Source organism: Pseudoalteromonas ulvae UL12 (assembly GCF_014925405.1).
GTDB lineage: Bacteria > Pseudomonadota > Gammaproteobacteria > Enterobacterales > Alteromonadaceae > Pseudoalteromonas > Pseudoalteromonas ulvae.
Window position 1 is genome coordinate 199,225 of sequence record NZ_AQHJ01000033.1, and the last position, 18,059, is coordinate 217,283.

Here is an 18,059-nt window from a genome sequence, read left to right on the forward strand (position 1 = left end):
GGGTTGTTGAATTAAAATCAAGACCAGTTAAGGATTTGGCACCGCGCTGCGTTAGCTCGTTTTAATTTGTTGCGATCACTTTCAGCCAAGCGTTTGGTACTGTATGGGCCTAATTTGACTCGATAATAGCCATTTTTTGATAAGTGAATATCTGAGCTGATCCCCTGAAATGCAATCATGGCTTTTTGCGCTTCAGCACGTTCACTGGTTTTAAACGAACCACATATTAATGCATAAGGCCCTTTTTGTTCTTGTTCTGTTACTTCTACTTCTACTTCGTGGCTTTTTATTTCTTCAATGAATTTAGGTGGTTGTGGTTTCACTTCAGGTTGTTTTTGCGCTTTGACGGTCGGCTTCGGTTGCTCAGTTGTTTTAACTGTCGGTTTATTATGGGTGATATACCAAAGCCCATAGCTCAGCCCGCTCACTAAAACGATGGCTAATAACAATAAGCCAATAGGAAGTTTTGCTTTTGGAGGGGGGGCTTTTTTACTAGGTCGCTTTTTATTGATGAAGTCGTGTTGAGCCATAAAAAATATTACTTATTAAAAAATTAGTACAAGAGCGTGGGATTAGGCCGATAGTCTAATACATTTCTATGCGTATGTATTAGTGCATTTGAAATGAAAGCTTACTTTTTTAAGTAAAGCGTAATTAATGTACTGCACAGGCTCTTAATTGAGATCTATGGGATCGACATCTATGTGCCATCTCACTTTAGCTGCAAGCTTACTTTTATTTAGGTAAGCGGTGAGTTGTTGTAAATAGCTGTGTAATGAGGTTCTATTTTTCGCTTGGATATGGAGTTGATAGCGGTATTGCCCCGCAATTTTTTCAAGTGGAGCGGGGAGTGGGCCCAGTAATTCAATCCCTTCAGGTAGCTCGCTTGGAACAAGATCATGTAAAAATGCTAAGACATGCTGTGAGTTGTGAGCTTGCGCACGGATCAAAGCAATCTGCGAGTAGGGAGGAAATGTCGTAAGCTCCCTTTCTGTTAAGGCGTAGCGGGCAAAATCTTGATAACCGTTATTGATTAAGTCTTGTAACAATGGATGCTCAGGAAAATGGGTTTGAAGTAAAACGGTACCTGGCTCACCGCTTCGTCCTGCGCGTCCTGATACTTGCGTAATCAATTGAGCTAAATGCTCTGTGGCTCGAAAATCATATGAATATAAGCCTGAATCGACATCTAAAATAACCACTAATGAGACATCTGGGAAGTGATGTCCCTTTGCGAGCATTTGTGTGCCAATTAGCAGCCGAGCCCCGGGGGTATTGATGTCATTTAAGGCGCTTTCAAGGCTGCCTTTTTTACGAGTGGTATCTCGGTCGATGCGATTAAGTGGGATATCAGGAAATGTCTGAGCTAAAAACTCTTCGACTTGTTCGGTTCCTTTGCCAGCGGGAAATATTTGCGTGCTACCACAATCAGGGCACTGCATTGGTGGGGAGGCGTGCTCTCCGCAGTGGTGACAAATCAAAGCACGAGAGTTTTTATGATAGGTTGCACTGGTGCTACAGCGATTACAATTGCTGACCCAGCTGCATTCGTGACAAATTAAAGTAGGTGAAAACCCTCTTCGGTTTAAAAAAATCATCACTTGTTTTTGCTTAGCTAAATGTTGCTCGATAACGGGAAGGCAACTATTGGCAATGCCCGCTTGATCTTTTTGGCCGCGCATATCAATTAGTTGATAGTGGTTGTCGGTACTTGTTTGTGCGCGTTGATTAAGGCTTAAAAGTTGGTATTTGTTAGTGAGTGCTTTGTGCAATGTTTCTAGTGCGGGTGTCGCGGTTCCAAGTACCAAAGGAATATTTGCTTGATGAGCCCGAAATGCGGCTAAATCTCGGGCGTGGTAACGAAGGCTGTCTTGCTGTTTGAATGAGCTGTCGTGTTCTTCATCAACAATGATCATGCCTAAATGCTGAAAAGGGGTAAAAATAGCAGAGCGAGTCCCAATAACTATCGCACAGCTACCTTGTTCACAATAACGCCAAGTTTGCAGGCGCTCACTATCGTTCAGTGCTGAATGCCAAAGCATAATTGGCGTGTTTGGAAAACGGCGTCGAAAGCGATTAACGGTTTGTGGTGTGAGGCCTATTTCGGGTACTAATACCAATGCTTGCTTTCCAGCTGCGAGAATATCGGCCAGTACTTGCAAATACACTTCTGTTTTTCCACTACCCGTTACCCCTTCAATCAGAAAAGTCTGATAGCCCTTCGCTTGTTTAATTGCGGCACATGCCACAGCTTGTTCGGCATTGAGGGTCAGTGGGTTGTGGATTTCTAGGGCGTGTTGTTGCCATTGATTGTCGTATTCAATGAATTGATGAGCAATGTTGGCCGTTAATAAACTTTTGATTGTGGGGCTAGCAAAACCAAGCGTTTTCATTTCTGTAAGCGGTGTTTTGCCTGATTCTTTTAAGTGAGTCAGTAACGCCTGCTGTTTTGCGCCACGCAGTGAGTCAGTGTTTTGCCCTATTTGGGTTAGATCTAGGTAAGTGACACTGGTTTTGTCTGGTGATTGGCCTTTTCTGAGTAAGCTGGGCAAGGCCAGCTGCAGCGTTTCTCCCAAGGGAAAGCAATAGTATTGGCTTGCAAATTTAAGTAAGTTGAGAATTTGTGTTTGGAATACTGGTGTTGTATCGAGCAGGCTATTGATGGGTTTAAGTTTTTCGATAGCAAATTCGCTGTGATCTTTTTGAGCTAAAACGATGCCAATTTTCTTTTGATTCGCAAAGTTGACTTCCACTCTCATACCCGGTGCAATCTGCTCCATCACTGTATCAGGCACTAGGTAATCAAACGTTCGATTGAGTGGAACTTTAATTGCAACTTCTACTATGTTCATTGATTTGAAAATCAGCCTGACCAATCACTTAGCGTGATTATATACCTAACATAGCGCAAGATGCGAGTTGCATTGAGGTAGCCGTTAACTCGAAAATGATTTGGGTTCATGAGTATGATACTGGCTGAATATCGATAGTAATTAGAGCACCTGCCGCAAAATACTTGCGCGCAGCGCTTGTGCATTTTAATTAAAAGAATCAAAGTGAGAGAGATAATGTTTGTTTGATGGAAGATAACGCTTGTGTCGGTGTACTGATTTGTCTAAAATACGCGCCCTAACTACATTTGTTTAACTACGTATGGTGCCAGACTTCGGGTTTGGAGAGCGATACGGCCTTACCTGAGGTTACTATGAAAAAAGATATCCACCCTAAGTACGAATTAATCAATGCCACTTGTTCATGTGGTAACAGTTTTTCTACTCGCTCTACTTTATGTAAAGACGTTCACTTAGACGTATGTTCTGAGTGTCACCCGTTTTACACTGGTAAGCAAAAAATTCTTGATACAGGTGGTCGTGTTGATCGCTTTAACAAGCGTTTTGGCGCACTTAGCAGCAAAAAATAATTTGTTGTTATTGTCCAAAAAAAAGCACCTAAGGGTGCTTTTTTTTGTGCTCGTCATTTGTGATTAAATGTTTATTTAAGCGACGCCTTCGTTAATTTAACCCAAGCGGTAGGCGTGATTACCAGATTTAATCATAAATAACCCATCTTCCTCGGTGGCTTGTTGGGCCAATTGATAATAAACATTTCTGTTTAATTTAGCGCTTAAGCCATGGTCAAGTAGCAAGTAGGGGAGTGTTTGCCCAGAATGCTGCTGTAAAACTAAAGGATGCTTTGGAGATAATACAAAGGTACGCGCGAGATTGTCGAGCAAACATAACGCTAATCCTTGATCTGTGTGCTTTTCGGTGTAATCAACAATTAAAAAAGGTGCATCATCAACTTTTATTCTGACTTTTTCGACTGGGGTTTTTAAAAAATATTGATTTCCTTCGTTGATCATCACAGATGCAAATAGTTTTACCATTTCTATTCGCTTAATTTCAGTACCTTGAAAGTACCAACGCCCATCTGATTGAATATGTATATCGATATCACCACAAAAAGGAGGATGCCAATTGTCTAAATCGGGCCGTTTCCCTTCAATATGATGACTGAGCGCGACTAAATCCATTGATTAATGTTTTTCTAACGTCAATACGAATGACACAGGCACTGCTTTTGCGATAGAGGGCAAACCAGCAAGCTGCTGTAATTTATCAATGCCAGCCGTTAAGCCAAAATCAGCGGCATTGATCAATACAGGCATCATTGAAGCCACAATTAAGTCACCTGTGATCTGATGTGTAATCAATACATCGACATTGATCGTTTTATCAACCCCGTGCAGAGAAATATTCGCTGGCAGACTCATCATCGTTGATTGGCCTTTTTTGACGCTGCTTAGGGCAGATGAAACATTGGCTGAAAGTGTAAGATGAGGAAACTGAGCTGTTTCAAATAGAAACTCTTGCATACGAGTGTTGCGGATTGCGATGTTGCTTTCGATGCTAGTGAGATCAATATTCATACTAAACTGACCGTTATCTTTTATTTCACCTGAGAGCGACTTAAAAAAATGGGTTTCTGCAATGGTATCTTTCTTAATCGATACAAAGTTTACACGGCTTTGCGCGTTATCAATTTGCCAATGGGCAAAACTTGAGGTGCTCAGCAGACAGAGTGCAGGAAGAATTAGGGTCTTTAACATGGTGATAACTGTCCAAAAAATAAATTTGGCAGATAATATCATTTAGCGAATGGTTTTGTAGTAAAAATGAGATATTTAATAAGGTGAATTTTATTTCTAGAGAGGGAGTAAATAATGGGGCGATTGACGGGGATCGAACCCGCGACAACCGGAATCACAATCCGGGGCTCTACCAACTGAGCTACAACCGCCACTAACACCATGTTTGGTGTGGCGCGCATAATACATAAAATAACAGTAGATGGGAAGAGTTGTGATACTCTTTTTTTAAATAAAATAGATAAAGGTATTTATTTGGTGGTAAAACAAACACTCTGGTTGTTTTTTGGCTTATTGAGCCTGATGCTTGGTATCGTTGGGGTTGTATTACCGTTATTACCGACCACGCCATTTGTATTATTGGCTGCATTTTGTTTTTCAAAAGGTTCAACTCGCTTACATACATGGTTATTGGAGCATCGTTTATTCGGTCAGCTGATTGCTGATTGGCAGCAATATGGTGTGATTAGCTTTCGGGCGAAGTTAATCGCTACGTTTTCGATGGTGGCGATGATTTCGTATCCTTTATTTTACTTGCCATTTGCGTTGTGGTTAAAGATTGCTGTCTCTATTGTTATGTTATTGGTGCTGTTATTTATTTGGACTCGACCGAGCTCACACTAAGGTACTAGAGGGGGATTGTGAACCTTCGCTGACTGAATTGATGATTTATTTAAAAATAGAATAAAAATTTATTGTTTTTTTCATTACTGCATAAATAAAGTTCGATATAATTACCATCCCTAAATTTGATACATCAGGAATAAAACATGGATAAAGCGATTGAGTGGTTAACGAATAACTCGGATTTACTCTTGCACTATGGTATTCAAGCTATCTTTGCAATAGTTATCTTTATTATTGGTAATAAAGTAGCTCATTTTGCCGGTAAACTAACCGCTAAAGGATTAGAAAAACGCAATGTAGACAAAGCTGTATCGAGCTTTTTATCAAGCATTATTTATGCATTAGTGTTTGCAGCTGTCATTTTGATGGCTTTATCTCAGCTGGGCATTCAAACAACATCGTTTGTGGCTATTTTAGGTGCTGCAGGTTTGGCGGTTGGTTTGGCGCTACAAGGGTCACTGTCTAATTTCGCTTCTGGTGTATTAATTATTATTCTTCGACCATTTAAAGCGGGTGATTTTGTTGAAGCGGGTGGTAAGTCAGGTAGCGTACAAAAAATCGAAATTTTTTCTACAGAATTACGTACGCCTGATAACAAAGTCATTATTATGCCGAACTCAGCAATTATGGGGGGAGCAATCACAAACTTTTCTCGTGAAGCAACACGTCGTATCGATTTAGTGATTGGTGTGAGCTATGAAGCTGATTTAAAGCAAACTAAGCAAGTGCTAGAGAATGTATTAAACGCTGATGAGCGTGTACTAAAAGAGCCTGCTTATACAGTTGCTGTTTTAGAGCTGGCTGATTCTAGTGTTAACTTTGTTGTGCGCCCTTGGGTGAATAGCGGTGATTACTGGCCAACTTATTTTGCATTAATGGAAAATATCAAAATTGCTTTAGACGAGAACAACATTGCAATTCCATATCCTCAAATGGATGTGCATGTACATAAAGACGCATAGACTCAATTTAGATTTAAAAAGGTTTTAAATGAAAAAGTTATTATTAGCCACAGCAATTTTGGCCTCTGCGACATCCGTTTATGCTGAAGAAGCTGACAAAACGTGGGAAGTATCCAGTGAGTTAGGTCTAATTGCCACAAGTGGTAATACAAAAACCAACACACTAAAAGGCGCGATTACCGCGCAACATAATTTAGAAAACTGGATCAATGAGTATAAGCTTGATGGTTTATACAAAGAAGATGAAGTGACGCTTGATTCTGGTGCAAAAGAAACTCAGCGCACCAATGAAAAATACTCAGCATCTGCGAAAGGAAACTATGAAGTAGGCGAAAAACACTCTCATTTTTTCATGTATGGATCGCACGTGTCTGATTATTTTGGTGCATACCGCCATGAAACATTAGCATCGCTCGGTTATGGCGCGCGTTTTTATGAAACGAGCACAATGAAACTTGATGCTGAAATTGGTCCTGGTTATAAATATTTCAAACACTCAGAGACAAGTACAGCGAAAGACTCTAAGGGTAATTTAGTCGCCGGTGAAACTGATGGCGAAGCGATTGCGCTAGGTATGGTTAACTTTAAGTGGCAAATTAGTGAAGGTGCTCGTTTCACGCAACTAGTGCAAGTTGAGTATGGTGACACCAATACTAAAACTAAATCAGAAACAGCGTTGCTCACGAAGATCAATGGCTCAATGCAAATGAAAGTTGGCTTTAACGTGACTCACAATAGTGATGTATCTGATGACAAAGAAAACACAGATACAGAGACTGTTTTAACCTTAGTTTACAATTTCTAAGCTATAAATTGTTATTATTTGTAATGGGGAGCATTAGCTCCCTTTTTTTTTATATTCAAAGTCAGGTAGAATGGCTGCCTTTGTTTTGACTTTTATTCTTGATATAAGGGGTTTGCGTGAAATTTTTAAGCTTAATCTTTTCTACGTTAGTACTCATAGGTACAATTAATAGCGCTTATGCTGCATCACCTACACCACAGCAATTAGAACAGTTTAAAAAGTTACCGAAATCTCAACAAAAAGTTCTCGCAAAGCAATATGGTATTGACCTAGATTCGCTTAATAAAAAATCAAGTGGCGATGAACCTGGGTCAGGAGTTGATACTCAAACTGTTTTTCCTCGAATCGAAGAGCTCGATACAGAAGAAGAAAAGCTAGATAAAAAATTTAAGCCAGAAGTCGAAGAGTTGAAGCCATTTGGGTATGAGCTTTTTGCAGGTGAACCGATGTCTTTTACACCAAGTGAGACAGCGGCTGTACCAGACACTTACATTGTGGGACGTGGTGATGAGTTTCAAATAAACTTATACGGTAAAGAAAATCAAATGTATGACGTGGCTGTTGATCGGGAAGGACGCTTAGCCATTCCTGATTTAACGCCTGTCCACGTAGCTGGGCTTAGTTTTGCTGAAGTTAAAGAGCTGATAAAAACTAAAATCACTCAAGAAATAATCGGTGTAAAGGCTTTTGTATCGCTTGGTAAATTACGCTCAATGCGAGTAATGGTTTTAGGCGAAGCTTATAAACCTGGTTCATATACTGTTTCTTCTTTGTCGTCTTTGAGTCATGCTTTGTTTGTTGCGGGCGGCGTCAGTGATATTGGGTCGCTACGAAACATTCAACTAAAACGTGCTGGAGTAACGATTACAACATTGGATTATTATGATTTATTAATCCGAGGTGATAGTTCAAATGACGTGATGCTTAAAGCCGGTGATGTGGTTTTTGTGCCAGCTGTTGGTAAGCAAGTTACTATTTCAGGTTTGGTGAAACGCCCTGCGATTTTTGAATTAAAAGACAATGAAACAGCTGAAGATTTAATTAAAATGGCTGGTGGGTTTAAAGCAGAGGCCTTCCCGCAAAAAACCTTGGTGGAGCGCTACACTGGCAATAGTTTTAAAACGGTTTTAACTCTCGATTTCTCACAAAAACCAGTTGATTATTATCCGCAAGATGGGGATGCCATTAAAATTCAGGCTTCATCCAAAGAACTTGAAAACGCAGTCACCTTAATGGGAGCTGTGGCACATCCTGGAAATTATGCTTGGCAAAAAGGAGATCGTGTATCAAGCCTTATTTCATCTTTAAAGACTGATGTACTGCCTATTGCTGATTTTGATTATTCTTTAATTGTTCGCGAGAAAAATATCAATGGAGAAATAGAGGTTTTACAATTTTCATTGTTGGAAGCAAACAAAGATCCTTCATTTGATATAGAATTACAGCCTCGAGATGTGATTGTAGTTCTTAGTCGCTTTGAAGAGAAAGTGGATGAAAAACGCGTGCTTTCAAATATGGCATACACCGAAGATCAAATAGCATTACAAGAAAAAGTTGAGCTTTGGCAGCAATATGAAAATCGAAAATTTCAAGAGTACATTGGTATTTATATTGAAGAGAAAGAGCTTAAAGAAAAAGATGTAGATAGCCTGACTCAGTTATTAAAGGGTGAAAAAGAAGAGCTGAAAGAAGATGAATACTCTCTCTTTAGCCGTCAGTTATTATTGAAACCGATTTTACTTAAGTTGCAACAACAAGCTTCCTCAGGAAATGAAGCACAATTGATTGCAGTGAATGGCAAAGTGCGTTTTCCAGGGGTGTACCCGCTAGTAAAAAATGCTCATGTTGCAGATGCTATATCTGCCGCAGGTGGATTACTAGAATCTGCGTTTTTAGATAGAGCCGAAATAACTCGCTTATCACAAAATAGCGTTAATAAAGTACAACACATTGACTTCAGTATTGAATCCGCACTTAACAATAAGTCAGATAATCAATATCGTCTTCAGAGTAAGGATTCACTGAATGTTTTTTCAGTGCCCAATTGGCAAGAGGAAGTGTCAGTACAGTTGATTGGTGAAGTTCGTTTTCCAGGTACTTATTCAATTAAACGTGGTGAAACGCTTGATAGTGTGCTGAACAGGGCTGGCGGTTTTACCGAGTTTTCGGCTCCGGAAGGTGCTATTTTTACTCGAGAATCAATACGTTTAAAAGAACGGGCACAGCTAAAAAAATTATCAGAGGATTTACGCCGCGAAATTGCATCACGAAGTTTTCAAAATTCAGTGACAGATTCATCATTGAGCTATGATGATACCAATAAACTTTTAGAAGACTTATCTGAAGTGGAGGCTCTAGGGCGTCTAGTTATAGATATTAATGAGATTTACAACGGTTCGCAATCACTTGAACTTGAAAATGGCGATGCTTTATATGTACCAGCGGTTCAAAATACGATTAATGTGATTGGCGAGGTTAATTTAGCAACTTCTCACTTATATAATAAAGAGATGACCTTAGAATCGTATATTGCAGCTAGTGGTGGTTTCAAACAGAGAGCTGATGAAGAGCGAGTCTATATTATAAAAGCTAATGGGTCGGTACAAATGCCAAATGAAGGGCGTTGGTTTTCTGTCTCTTCAAATTATACACTTGCAGCTGGTGATACAATTGTTGTTCCGCTCGATGCGGAACATATGGATAGCCTTACATTATGGAGTACTGTAACGAGTATTATCTATAACTTAGGTACTGCAGCTGCGTCGTTATCAGTACTAATAAAATAAGGTTACAGGCATTTTAAAAACGATGAATAAGGTTATTTGAGTTAAGAGTATTCTAGGCTTTAAAACTTTTGTTCGATTAAATAGAGATTAATGGTTTTTTCGTGCGTTAGTCTCTATTTAGGTACTTTAAGGTGCTGTTTTTTACTAATTTTATTTTATAAATTTGTATTTCTCATTACCTGCATTACAATATTAACCACAATTGGAATTGTATTTTATATTATGTTTACAGAAACATTAACGGTCTTTTTTGCTTTTCTTGCATCATATATCGCGATCATTACTATCAAACCTTTGGCAATAAAAGTTGGCCTTGTTGATGAGCCTTGCAGTCGAAAAAAGCATATCGGGTCAATTCCATTAATCGGTGGAGTAAGTATATTTGCATCGGTATTAATATCCGTTTTGATTTTTTTTCCTCTTGATAAGCCTTTAGTTAGCTACCTCGTTTGTGCAGGTGCGATTGTAATGTTGGGTGTGATTGATGATTACCGCCAATTAGGTGTGAAGATTCGATTATGTATTCAGACTTTAGTTGCACTTGTAATGATGTGGGGTTCAGATATTTATATCCATAACTTAGGTGATTTATTCGCAACAGGTGATATAGACCTTGCTTGGATCGGTATTCCATTCACTATTATTAGCGTTATCGCGGCTATCAATGCATTTAATATGATCGATGGAATTGATGGTTTAGCTGGCTCATTAAGTATTTCAACCCTTGTATCTGTATTTTTATTAATGTTGTTTAGCGGTAGCTTTTCTATTACATCGCTTCCTTTGATTATTATAGCCACGATAGTTCCTTATCTGGCTTTTAACTTAGGTGTAAAAGGCCATCGGAATAAAAAAATATTTATGGGTGATGCTGGCTCAATGTTTATTGGCTTGAGCGTGGTGTGGTTTTTGATGGTTTGTACTCAGGGAGAAAGCATTGCTTTTAGACCAGTTACCGCATTATGGATTATTGCAATTCCACTGATGGATATGATGGCAATCATAATTCGCCGGTTGCGCAAAGGGCAATCTCCTTTTATGGCTGACCGAGATCATCTACATCATGTCTTTATGCGTATTGGGTTTAGCCCACGCAGAGCGCTTTCTGTGATTATAATGTTTTCCATGGTGATGAGTGGCATTGGTATTCTCGGTGAGTTGCTGTTGATTCCTGATATAATCATGTTGAGCTTTTTTGTATTAGTTTTTATCGCGTACTCAGCGTGCATTCAACATTGCTGGAGAGTAGCTCGTTTTTTAAGACGTTACAAAAAATAGGTTTTTGTAACGTGCTTTAGCTATAGGTAAGGGCATATATTAAATAGTAGAAACTTGTTTCAATGATTCTTCTCCCATCGACAGCAATTATCAATGTTGATAGTATCAAGCCCATCGCTTTCAATTCATATTTAAAGATTAATTTGTATTATGAAAAATAAACAAAGTTGTAGGCAGTCAGGTTTTACTATGATGGAACTTCTGATTGTTATTGTTATATTGGGATTATTAATGTCTTTGGTTGCGCCAAAGTTCTTTTCAAAATTAAGTTCATCGGAAAGAAAAATAGCTGCGGCACAAATGGCTGCTTTTGAAACAGCAATCGATACTTATCGATTAGACTTAGGTAAATACCCGACTGAGTTATCGCAATTAAGAAAAAGTGACGAGCCTCGCTGGGATGGCCCATATCTACCAAAAGATATACCGCTTGATCCTTGGGGAAATCCTTATATTTACAAAGTCCCAGGCACTGATAATAATCCATACGAGTTAAAATCCTATGGAAGTGACGGTAAAGAAGGTGGTGCGGATAATAACGCAGATATTATTCATCAATAATGAAAATTCAATCACTACTTCAAGAGCAGTTCAAAGTTCCACCGAATGATATTGAACGAGCTTTAAGCTATCAAAAAAAATATGGCGGACGCATAGAGCAAATCTTGGTCAACATGGGGAGTTTACCTGATGACCAAGTCGCCCCATTACTCAGTCAGTATCTAGATGTGCCTATTTACAAGCAAAATGTTGATTTTGAACCTATTGAATTATCTGACGAAGACAGAGATTTGTTTATCAGTAATGCTTGGGTACCAATCAGAGTAATCGAGAATGGTTTTGTCTTTGTTTGTAAAGACCCTCTGAATTTACAAATTAATGAATGGCTAACTCTCCACAATAAAACTTGTGAATTATTTATAGCTTCAGAAAGTGATATTCAGTTTTTAATAAGCAAATATGAACAATCAGATTTAACAAATTTAGAAGATAACTTTTCGGGAGATGAAGAAGAGCGACTAAAAGAGCTTGCGACAGAAGCACCTACAGTGAATTTATTGAACTCTTTAATTAGCCGCGCATTGAGACAAGGTGCATCAGATATGCACTTAGAGCCATTTCAAGGGCGCTATCGAGCACGTTTTAGGATAGATGGTGTGTTGCATGAAGTTGAATCTATTTCTGCGAGAATGCAGTTACCAATAGTCACTCGATTAAAAATCTTATCAGGAATGGATATTGCTGAAAAGCGACGCCCGCAAGACGGTAAGATTGAAATGAAAATTGCAAATCAAGAGTTGGATATCCGTGTGTCTGCGCTTCCTTTAAATGATGGTGAATCAATGGTGATGCGTTTTCTACGAAAAGAAAACGTTCAATATGATATGAGTGTGCTTGGTTTATCGGCTGACATTGAATCTATGATAAGAGAGGATATTAAAACGACAGCTGGTGTTGTGCTTTTAACTGGGCCAACAGGCTCAGGTAAAACGACTACACTTTATACTTTTTTAAATGCCTTAAATAATAACGATGTTAAGATTATCACGCTAGAAGATCCTGTTGAGTACCAACTACCAGGTATTAATCAAGTCCAAGTGAAAAGTGAAATAGGCTTTGATTTTTCGGCTGGTTTAAGAAGTATCGTGAGGCAAGATCCTGACATTATTATGCTTGGCGAAATACGTGATAAAGAAACCGCTCAAATTGCATTGCAGTCAGCATTAACCGGTCATTTAGTGTTCTCTACCGTGCACACTAACGATGCAGCCAGTGCCTATACACGTCTACTTGATTTAGGTGTAGAAGAATTTTTACTCAATGCTGCCTTAGTATCTATTGTTGCCCAACGCTTGGCTCGTAAAGTCTGCACACACTGCAGCCAGCCGCATCCTGATCAAGAACACCTTATCGCGAAATACGATCTCATTAACTTTGCCAAAAAATTCAATATAGAAAATATTAAATTAAGTAAAGGCGTTGGTTGTAACGCTTGCTCACATACAGGTTACAAAGGGCGAATGGCTGTGACTGAGTATCTGCGTTGTGATGATGCAATAAAGGGCATGCCAAAAGATTCTGATTTTATACCCAAAGCTAAAGCACATAATAATAGCCTTAACAGACGAACTTTGTTAGAAGATGGTTTGTTTAAGGCTATCTTGGGACATACTACAATTGAAGAAGTTGTAAGGGTTGCAGGTTAATGCCGTTATTCATTTATAAGGCATATGATAATTCGGGTGCAAAAGTTGATGGCCAAATAGAAGCAGCAGATCAATCAAATGCAATTCAATTATTAAAAAAGCAACACTTATTAGCCTATGAAATAAAAGCCTTTGATGACTCAGGGGTTGGATTGTTTGCTTTTCAGCAAAAAATTAATCTAGCTGATTTAGAGTTCCTAACTTCTGAGTTGAGTCTCTTACTGGAGTCTGGGGTAAGAATCGACCGTGGTTTAGATATTATTCGTAAAACTAAAGCTAAACCAGCGCTTGCGAAAATGTTGTCAGAAATCAGTCATGCCATAAAAAAAGGAGCTAGCTTATCAGCTGCTTGTCGTGCTCATCCCGATGTGTTTGATGGCCTGTATTGTAATCTTATTGAATTAGGTGAAGCATCTGGGAATTTAAGTGAAATTTTTGCTGGCTTGGCTAAAGACCTAAAATTTAAAAGGGAACTGCAGAGAAAAATAATAGGCTCCTTAACTTATCCCTTGGTTATTTTAAGTGTCTGCTTATTAAGTATATTTTTTATTTTTAATTTTATAATCCCAAAAATGGCTGATATGTTCAGTGATGCTGAATTGCTACCTTGGTACACTCAAGCCATGTTGTCGATTAGTGCTTGGATGACTGAATATCAGGGGTTACTCATTTTGGCAATGATAGCGCTTGTTGTATTTTCTATTTGGCTCTCAAAACAAAGTGGTTTTCAAAAGTGGTGGCAGCGCATTGCATTAACACTTCCTGTCGTGGCCAAAGCAATTATTACTGTTGAGCGAATCCGTTTTAATAGTGGTTTGAGTTTAATGGTGAAGGCTGGGGTACCTATTGATCAAGCGTTAGAGCTATCAGCAGGCAATATAAAAAATCAATATTTAAATAGAGAAATGCAAATTGCTCGACAAAAAGTAAAAAGAGGTAATTTATTAACACCGGCATTACAGCAAACCTCTTTATATCCTGCATTTTATATTTCCTTGTTAGAAGTAGGTGAAGAATCAGGGAATCTTGAGCGTGTGTTTGATGAGATAGCTAATCGTTCACGACAAGATTTTGAGACTTGGACGGATAATATGACCACATTAATTGAACCTTTAATGATTTTATTCATGGGAGGTTTCGTTGGTGGGGTGGTGGTAATGATGCTAATGAGCATGGTGTCGATTAATGATATTGGACTCTAAGCGAACTAAATACAAACAAGTCTCTGTAATGACAAAGTGCACTCCTATGTATGGGTTCACATTGCTTGAGCTCGTTGTAGTATTGAGTTTGGTTGGGTTGTTGTTAACCGTGGTAGCCCCAGTATCGATCAGTACATTAGAAAAATCAGAAGCAAAAACTGAGTTGTTATCAGCTAAAAAGTGGTTGAAACAACTGTCTTACCAAGCGTATATTTCTTCAAATACTGTCATTTTGAAACTAAATGACAATCAGGTTAAGGTTTTTTCGGCGAATAATTTAACCACTCCTATCCAAATTAAAGAGTTTTTGTCTTTGAGTTTTCCACAGCAAACGATATTCATTAACTCTAAAGGTGTCGCTCAACCAACGATACTAGAAGGGCGCTATCGGTCACAAATTTGGCAGCTAAGCTTAACAGAGCAGATAGCGAATGAATAAACATCGCGCTTTTACTCTTGTTGAGTTGCTTGTGGCCAGTCTTATCTTGTTTTCCGTCATCACTACGGTTTCATTGATTTATCGCGGCGCCTTTATTGCGAGTGAAAAAGCAAATAATCACATGGATATAGTAGGGGTTTTACCTGCGTTACTGAGTGAAATTCAGTACCACATTCGAGCACTGCCTTTTGAGCTAAGTCATACCGAAGCTTCAGGGCAAGTGTGGCAGGTTCATTATGAATGGAAAGCGAAAGTTATTGAAACTAAAAGTGTCATCGATAACGTATCAAGCCTTGAGTTTGGTGAAAGTAATGCAGTAAAAAAAGAGTTTAAGTTATGGCAAGTTGAACTTGAGCTTAGTCAAGGGCGCATCGTTCGTGAGTATTTATTCTCTGAAGTGAGCTGGTTAGATGAATAATAAAGGTTTTACCCTGATAGAGTTATTAATTAGTATTACCTTGTTATCTTTACTTATGTTTACAGGTAACTACGTTTATAGTCAGTTAGCTTCACGGTGGGACAAAGAGTTAGGTCAGTTTGACAAAACAGCACAGCGTGCTCAGTCTTTAAATTGGCTGCAACACGCGTTACAAGGCGTCGAGCCTTATATTGTTCGAAATAAGCAGAAAAAACCTGTTTTTCTCTTTATCGGCGCAAATACGAGTTTGTTAGCCAGTACTAAAAGAGGCATTATTTCAGATAAATACCCTGAATTTTTTCGTATTAGCGCTCTAGAAAATGAAAATAGAAAGTTTGATTTGGTTTACCAAGCAATAAGCACTAAGGACTTATTGTTACTCACCAGTGATCAAGAAATCGAATTCTCTCATCGCTTAACTTTATTGACAGACTTAGATGAAGTGAGATTTAGCTATTTTGGTTGGGCGGATCTGGCGGCTAAAACCAGTTTGGATCCTGCAATTAAACCTGCTTGGTTTTCTCGTTATTCTGGCATTGATAACCTAATTACACCTGAAAAAATTAAGTTAACTTTAGTAAAAAATGGTCAAGAGCTTAACTTATTTTCAATCTTAGACATAAATGCAAATGATTGGTACAAACATTATATTGAGGTTGGATTTTGACTATTATCCAGTCTAGAGGCATCGCGTTGGTGCAAGTGTTGATTATTACAGCTGTGTTGTCTGTACTGGCGTTGTATTTTAGTCAAACAGCGCGTTTGCAGATATATCAAGCGCGCTCCGCAGTTGAGCACGCCCAAGCAATCATCAATTTACATGATACAGAAGCCAAGCTGTTATTTGCATTGTTAACTGAAGATAAAAACCCAAATTTAGAAGCGCAACAGAAAATAAATCACCCTTTTATGATGTGGAATTTTTATGGTGTCCCGTTTGAGTTCAAAAATGGTATAACCATTACCTTGCAAGATTTACGAGGGGTATTGAATTTACATTACCCGAATTCGCAAAGGTTAAAAGGTTTATTGACCTTCTACGGCTTAAGTAATTATGATGCTGATTTACTAACAAATAAAATTTTGGATTGGCAAGATACCGATCAGCGCAGTCGTTATGGGCTGGCTGAGCAAGCTTATAGAAATGGCGCAGTACAAGATGCCTCTGAATTAATGCATTTAGATATCCCTTCAGAGCTGTTAACTGAGTTATCCAATAATACAACAATTTATAAAAAGGGTGGGTTTAATCCTATGAACTCACCTGAGTTTTTACTTAGGTCGATTTTAGCGCCTGAAGTCGCTGAACATGTGTTAAGATTACGAAAAAATAAACAACTTACACCGCAGTTATTTTCACAATTGACTGGTATTTACGACAGTGAAAAAATTATTTTATACCCCTCTAACATGTTTGTTGCACAAATAAACAGTCAAGTTGGGAATGCGAGAGTAATAAAAAAAGTGACGTGGCAATTAGAACCAACCAAAGGTCAACCCGTTAATGTGGCTGCCGTAGAAAATCAATAGAAGAGTGACATGTTACAACATAAGCTTACAACGTGGTTTAAAAAAAGTATTTGTTATTTTGTCAGTTATTATGCCGACAAAACTTATCATTTCGAACTCAATCAGCAAGGGCAATTTGTTTTAGTTGATGCGGAACCTAAGGCTAAATCAACGTTAATTCAAATTATAGCGCGTAAGCATTACAGTGAATTTAATCAACGTTTTCCTGTAGATAATAAAAAAGAGTTAAACACATTATTAAAGCTGAACGTGTCAAATAATGATAACGTTCAGAGTTATCATTTGGTAACACAAATTGATGCTGGGCAAAGTGAAGTCAATATGTGGCAAATCAGTACAAATGTCCCAAAGGCCTTCATACAGTTACCTGAATCGTTATTATTAAGTTATATTCTTAACGAAGAAAGTAGCGGTTGCATTCAAGAGGTCGAGAGTAAACAACCATATTTTGTTGCCCGCTTACAAAATACCACGTATAGCGCACTTAAAAGCCAGCTAATAAATTCAGCCGCGCGATTTGCTAATACTGTCGGGATCCCACACCAAACAAGTACAGTCATTGCAGAGGGAGCTGATTATATTAAGGCTCTTTTCAGCGGTTTGGCTGCGTTACCTAAAAACAAATTAGTCGCATTTATTAATCCTGCATCTTTACGAGTTCAAGCCAAAGATCTCAAAAGTCCCAGCAAAGTGATTGCCGCAATGTTACTTGGCTACCTCACACTGACAAGTGGTTATTTACAATTTACCCATTACCAGTTATCGACCCAAGCTGAAATGCAAAAAGATAAAGTCAATCAGGTGTTTGATTTACTTGATAGATATGAAAGCGATAAGCTCACTTTTACTCAGCTGGTTGATTTTACCGAAGCAAAAAGTATTTTATCGCCGGTTTTTTATGTATTGCGAGATTTATTTGTTTTAGCGCGATTTGATAATATTCGTTTCGAAAATGAGCGCTTTGTTTTAAGAGGTGATGCTCAGCAAGCGACACAGGTTTTACAAACCGTTGCAAACAACTCACGTGTTAAGGATGCAAAGTTTGATTTTCCAACGCGAAGTCAACGTGGGCGAGAACAGTTTGTGATTAGTTTTGTGCTCCATAGCCAGCAAGATACTCACCAATTAGCCTCATTACAACAAGTGAGTCAGTAATC

General features: G+C 38.5%; 18 protein-coding genes and 1 tRNA gene. 14 read left to right on the forward strand and 5 right to left on the reverse strand.

Annotated features, from left to right (window positions below; genetic code table 11):
• Positions 1 to 17 precede the first annotated feature (17 nt).
• Complete coding sequence (locus PULV_RS16380) at positions 18 to 530, reverse strand: SPOR domain-containing protein (RefSeq protein ID WP_193332263.1); 513 nt, start codon at positions 528 to 530, stop codon at positions 18 to 20.
• Between the two features lie 144 nt (positions 531 to 674).
• Positions 675 to 2,852, reverse strand: a complete 2,178-nt coding sequence (priA, locus tag PULV_RS16385) for a primosomal protein N' (protein ID WP_193332264.1) — start codon at positions 2,850 to 2,852, stop codon at positions 675 to 677.
• Between the two features lie 353 nt (positions 2,853 to 3,205).
• On the opposite strand from priA, the gene rpmE reads away from it, so the two are divergent.
• Positions 3,206 to 3,421 (forward strand): 50S ribosomal protein L31, encoded by a 216-nt coding sequence (rpmE, locus tag PULV_RS16390; RefSeq protein ID WP_086744205.1) that lies wholly within the window; start codon positions 3,206 to 3,208, stop codon positions 3,419 to 3,421.
• Between the two features lie 96 nt (positions 3,422 to 3,517).
• Here the strand turns inward: rpmE and PULV_RS16395 are convergent, their stop codons facing one another.
• The 3 genes from PULV_RS16395 to PULV_RS16405 form a co-directional block, all read right to left on the reverse strand.
• Complete coding sequence (locus PULV_RS16395) at positions 3,518 to 4,033, reverse strand: DUF1285 domain-containing protein (protein ID WP_193332265.1); 516 nt, start codon at positions 4,031 to 4,033, stop codon at positions 3,518 to 3,520.
• A 3-nt stretch (positions 4,034 to 4,036) separates the two neighbouring features.
• Positions 4,037 to 4,609: a YceI family protein gene (locus PULV_RS16400; protein ID WP_086744207.1), complete on the reverse strand. Its 573-nt coding sequence runs from the start codon at positions 4,607 to 4,609 to the stop codon at positions 4,037 to 4,039.
• 115 nt (positions 4,610 to 4,724) lie between these two features.
• Positions 4,725 to 4,800: transfer RNA gene (locus PULV_RS16405), tRNA-His, on the reverse strand.
• A 106-nt stretch (positions 4,801 to 4,906) separates the two neighbouring features.
• Here PULV_RS16405 and PULV_RS16410 point away from each other — a divergent pair.
• From PULV_RS16410 to PULV_RS16470, 13 genes are all read left to right on the forward strand, one after another.
• Positions 4,907 to 5,272, forward strand: a complete 366-nt coding sequence (locus PULV_RS16410; RefSeq protein ID WP_217895801.1) for a YbaN family protein — start codon at positions 4,907 to 4,909, stop codon at positions 5,270 to 5,272.
• 146 nt (positions 5,273 to 5,418) lie between these two features.
• A complete protein-coding gene (locus PULV_RS16415) occupies positions 5,419 to 6,237 on the forward strand; it encodes a mechanosensitive ion channel family protein (protein ID WP_086744209.1) in 819 nt (272 codons plus the stop codon).
• Positions 6,238 to 6,265: 28 nt separating this feature from the next.
• Complete coding sequence (locus tag PULV_RS16420) at positions 6,266 to 7,042, forward strand: DUF481 domain-containing protein (protein ID WP_086744210.1); 777 nt, start codon at positions 6,266 to 6,268, stop codon at positions 7,040 to 7,042.
• Positions 7,043 to 7,158: 116 nt separating this feature from the next.
• Entirely contained in the window at positions 7,159 to 9,828 is a 2,670-nt protein-coding gene (locus PULV_RS16425; RefSeq protein WP_193332266.1) for an SLBB domain-containing protein, read from the forward strand.
• Between the two features lie 222 nt (positions 9,829 to 10,050).
• Positions 10,051 to 11,106, forward strand: coding sequence for a UDP-N-acetylglucosamine--undecaprenyl-phosphate N-acetylglucosaminephosphotransferase (gene wecA / locus PULV_RS16430; RefSeq protein WP_086744212.1), 1,056 nt, complete (start codon positions 10,051 to 10,053; stop codon positions 11,104 to 11,106).
• Positions 11,107 to 11,256: 150 nt separating this feature from the next.
• Positions 11,257 to 11,667 (forward strand): type II secretion system major pseudopilin GspG, encoded by a 411-nt coding sequence (gene gspG, locus PULV_RS16435; protein WP_086744213.1) that lies wholly within the window; start codon positions 11,257 to 11,259, stop codon positions 11,665 to 11,667.
• Entirely contained in the window at positions 11,667 to 13,313 is a 1,647-nt protein-coding gene (locus PULV_RS16440) for a GspE/PulE family protein (RefSeq protein ID WP_176365184.1), read from the forward strand. Before gspG ends, PULV_RS16440 begins: the two co-directional genes overlap by 1 nt.
• Positions 13,313 to 14,515, forward strand: coding sequence for a type II secretion system F family protein (locus PULV_RS16445; protein WP_086744214.1), 1,203 nt, complete (start codon positions 13,313 to 13,315; stop codon positions 14,513 to 14,515). The genes PULV_RS16440 and PULV_RS16445 overlap by 1 nt, the downstream gene beginning before the upstream one ends.
• 46 nt (positions 14,516 to 14,561) lie before the next feature.
• Positions 14,562 to 14,954, forward strand: coding sequence for a prepilin-type N-terminal cleavage/methylation domain-containing protein (locus PULV_RS16450; RefSeq protein WP_176365185.1), 393 nt, complete (start codon positions 14,562 to 14,564; stop codon positions 14,952 to 14,954).
• Positions 14,947 to 15,372 carry a PulJ/GspJ family protein gene (locus PULV_RS16455; protein ID WP_086744216.1) on the forward strand — a complete coding sequence of 142 codons (426 nt, stop codon included), beginning with the start codon at positions 14,947 to 14,949 and terminating at the stop codon, positions 15,370 to 15,372. The genes PULV_RS16450 and PULV_RS16455 overlap by 8 nt, the downstream gene beginning before the upstream one ends.
• Positions 15,365 to 16,039 carry a prepilin-type N-terminal cleavage/methylation domain-containing protein gene (locus PULV_RS16460; protein ID WP_086744217.1) on the forward strand — a complete coding sequence of 225 codons (675 nt, stop codon included), beginning with the start codon at positions 15,365 to 15,367 and terminating at the stop codon, positions 16,037 to 16,039. Before PULV_RS16455 ends, PULV_RS16460 begins: the two co-directional genes overlap by 8 nt.
• On the forward strand, positions 16,036 to 16,902 hold the full coding sequence (locus tag PULV_RS16465; protein WP_193332267.1) for a type II secretion system minor pseudopilin: 867 nt from the start codon (positions 16,036 to 16,038) through the stop codon (positions 16,900 to 16,902). The genes PULV_RS16460 and PULV_RS16465 overlap by 4 nt, the downstream gene beginning before the upstream one ends.
• A 9-nt stretch (positions 16,903 to 16,911) precedes the next feature.
• Entirely contained in the window at positions 16,912 to 18,057 is a 1,146-nt protein-coding gene (locus PULV_RS16470) for a hypothetical protein (protein ID WP_193332268.1), read from the forward strand.
• Positions 18,058 to 18,059 lie beyond the last annotated feature (2 nt).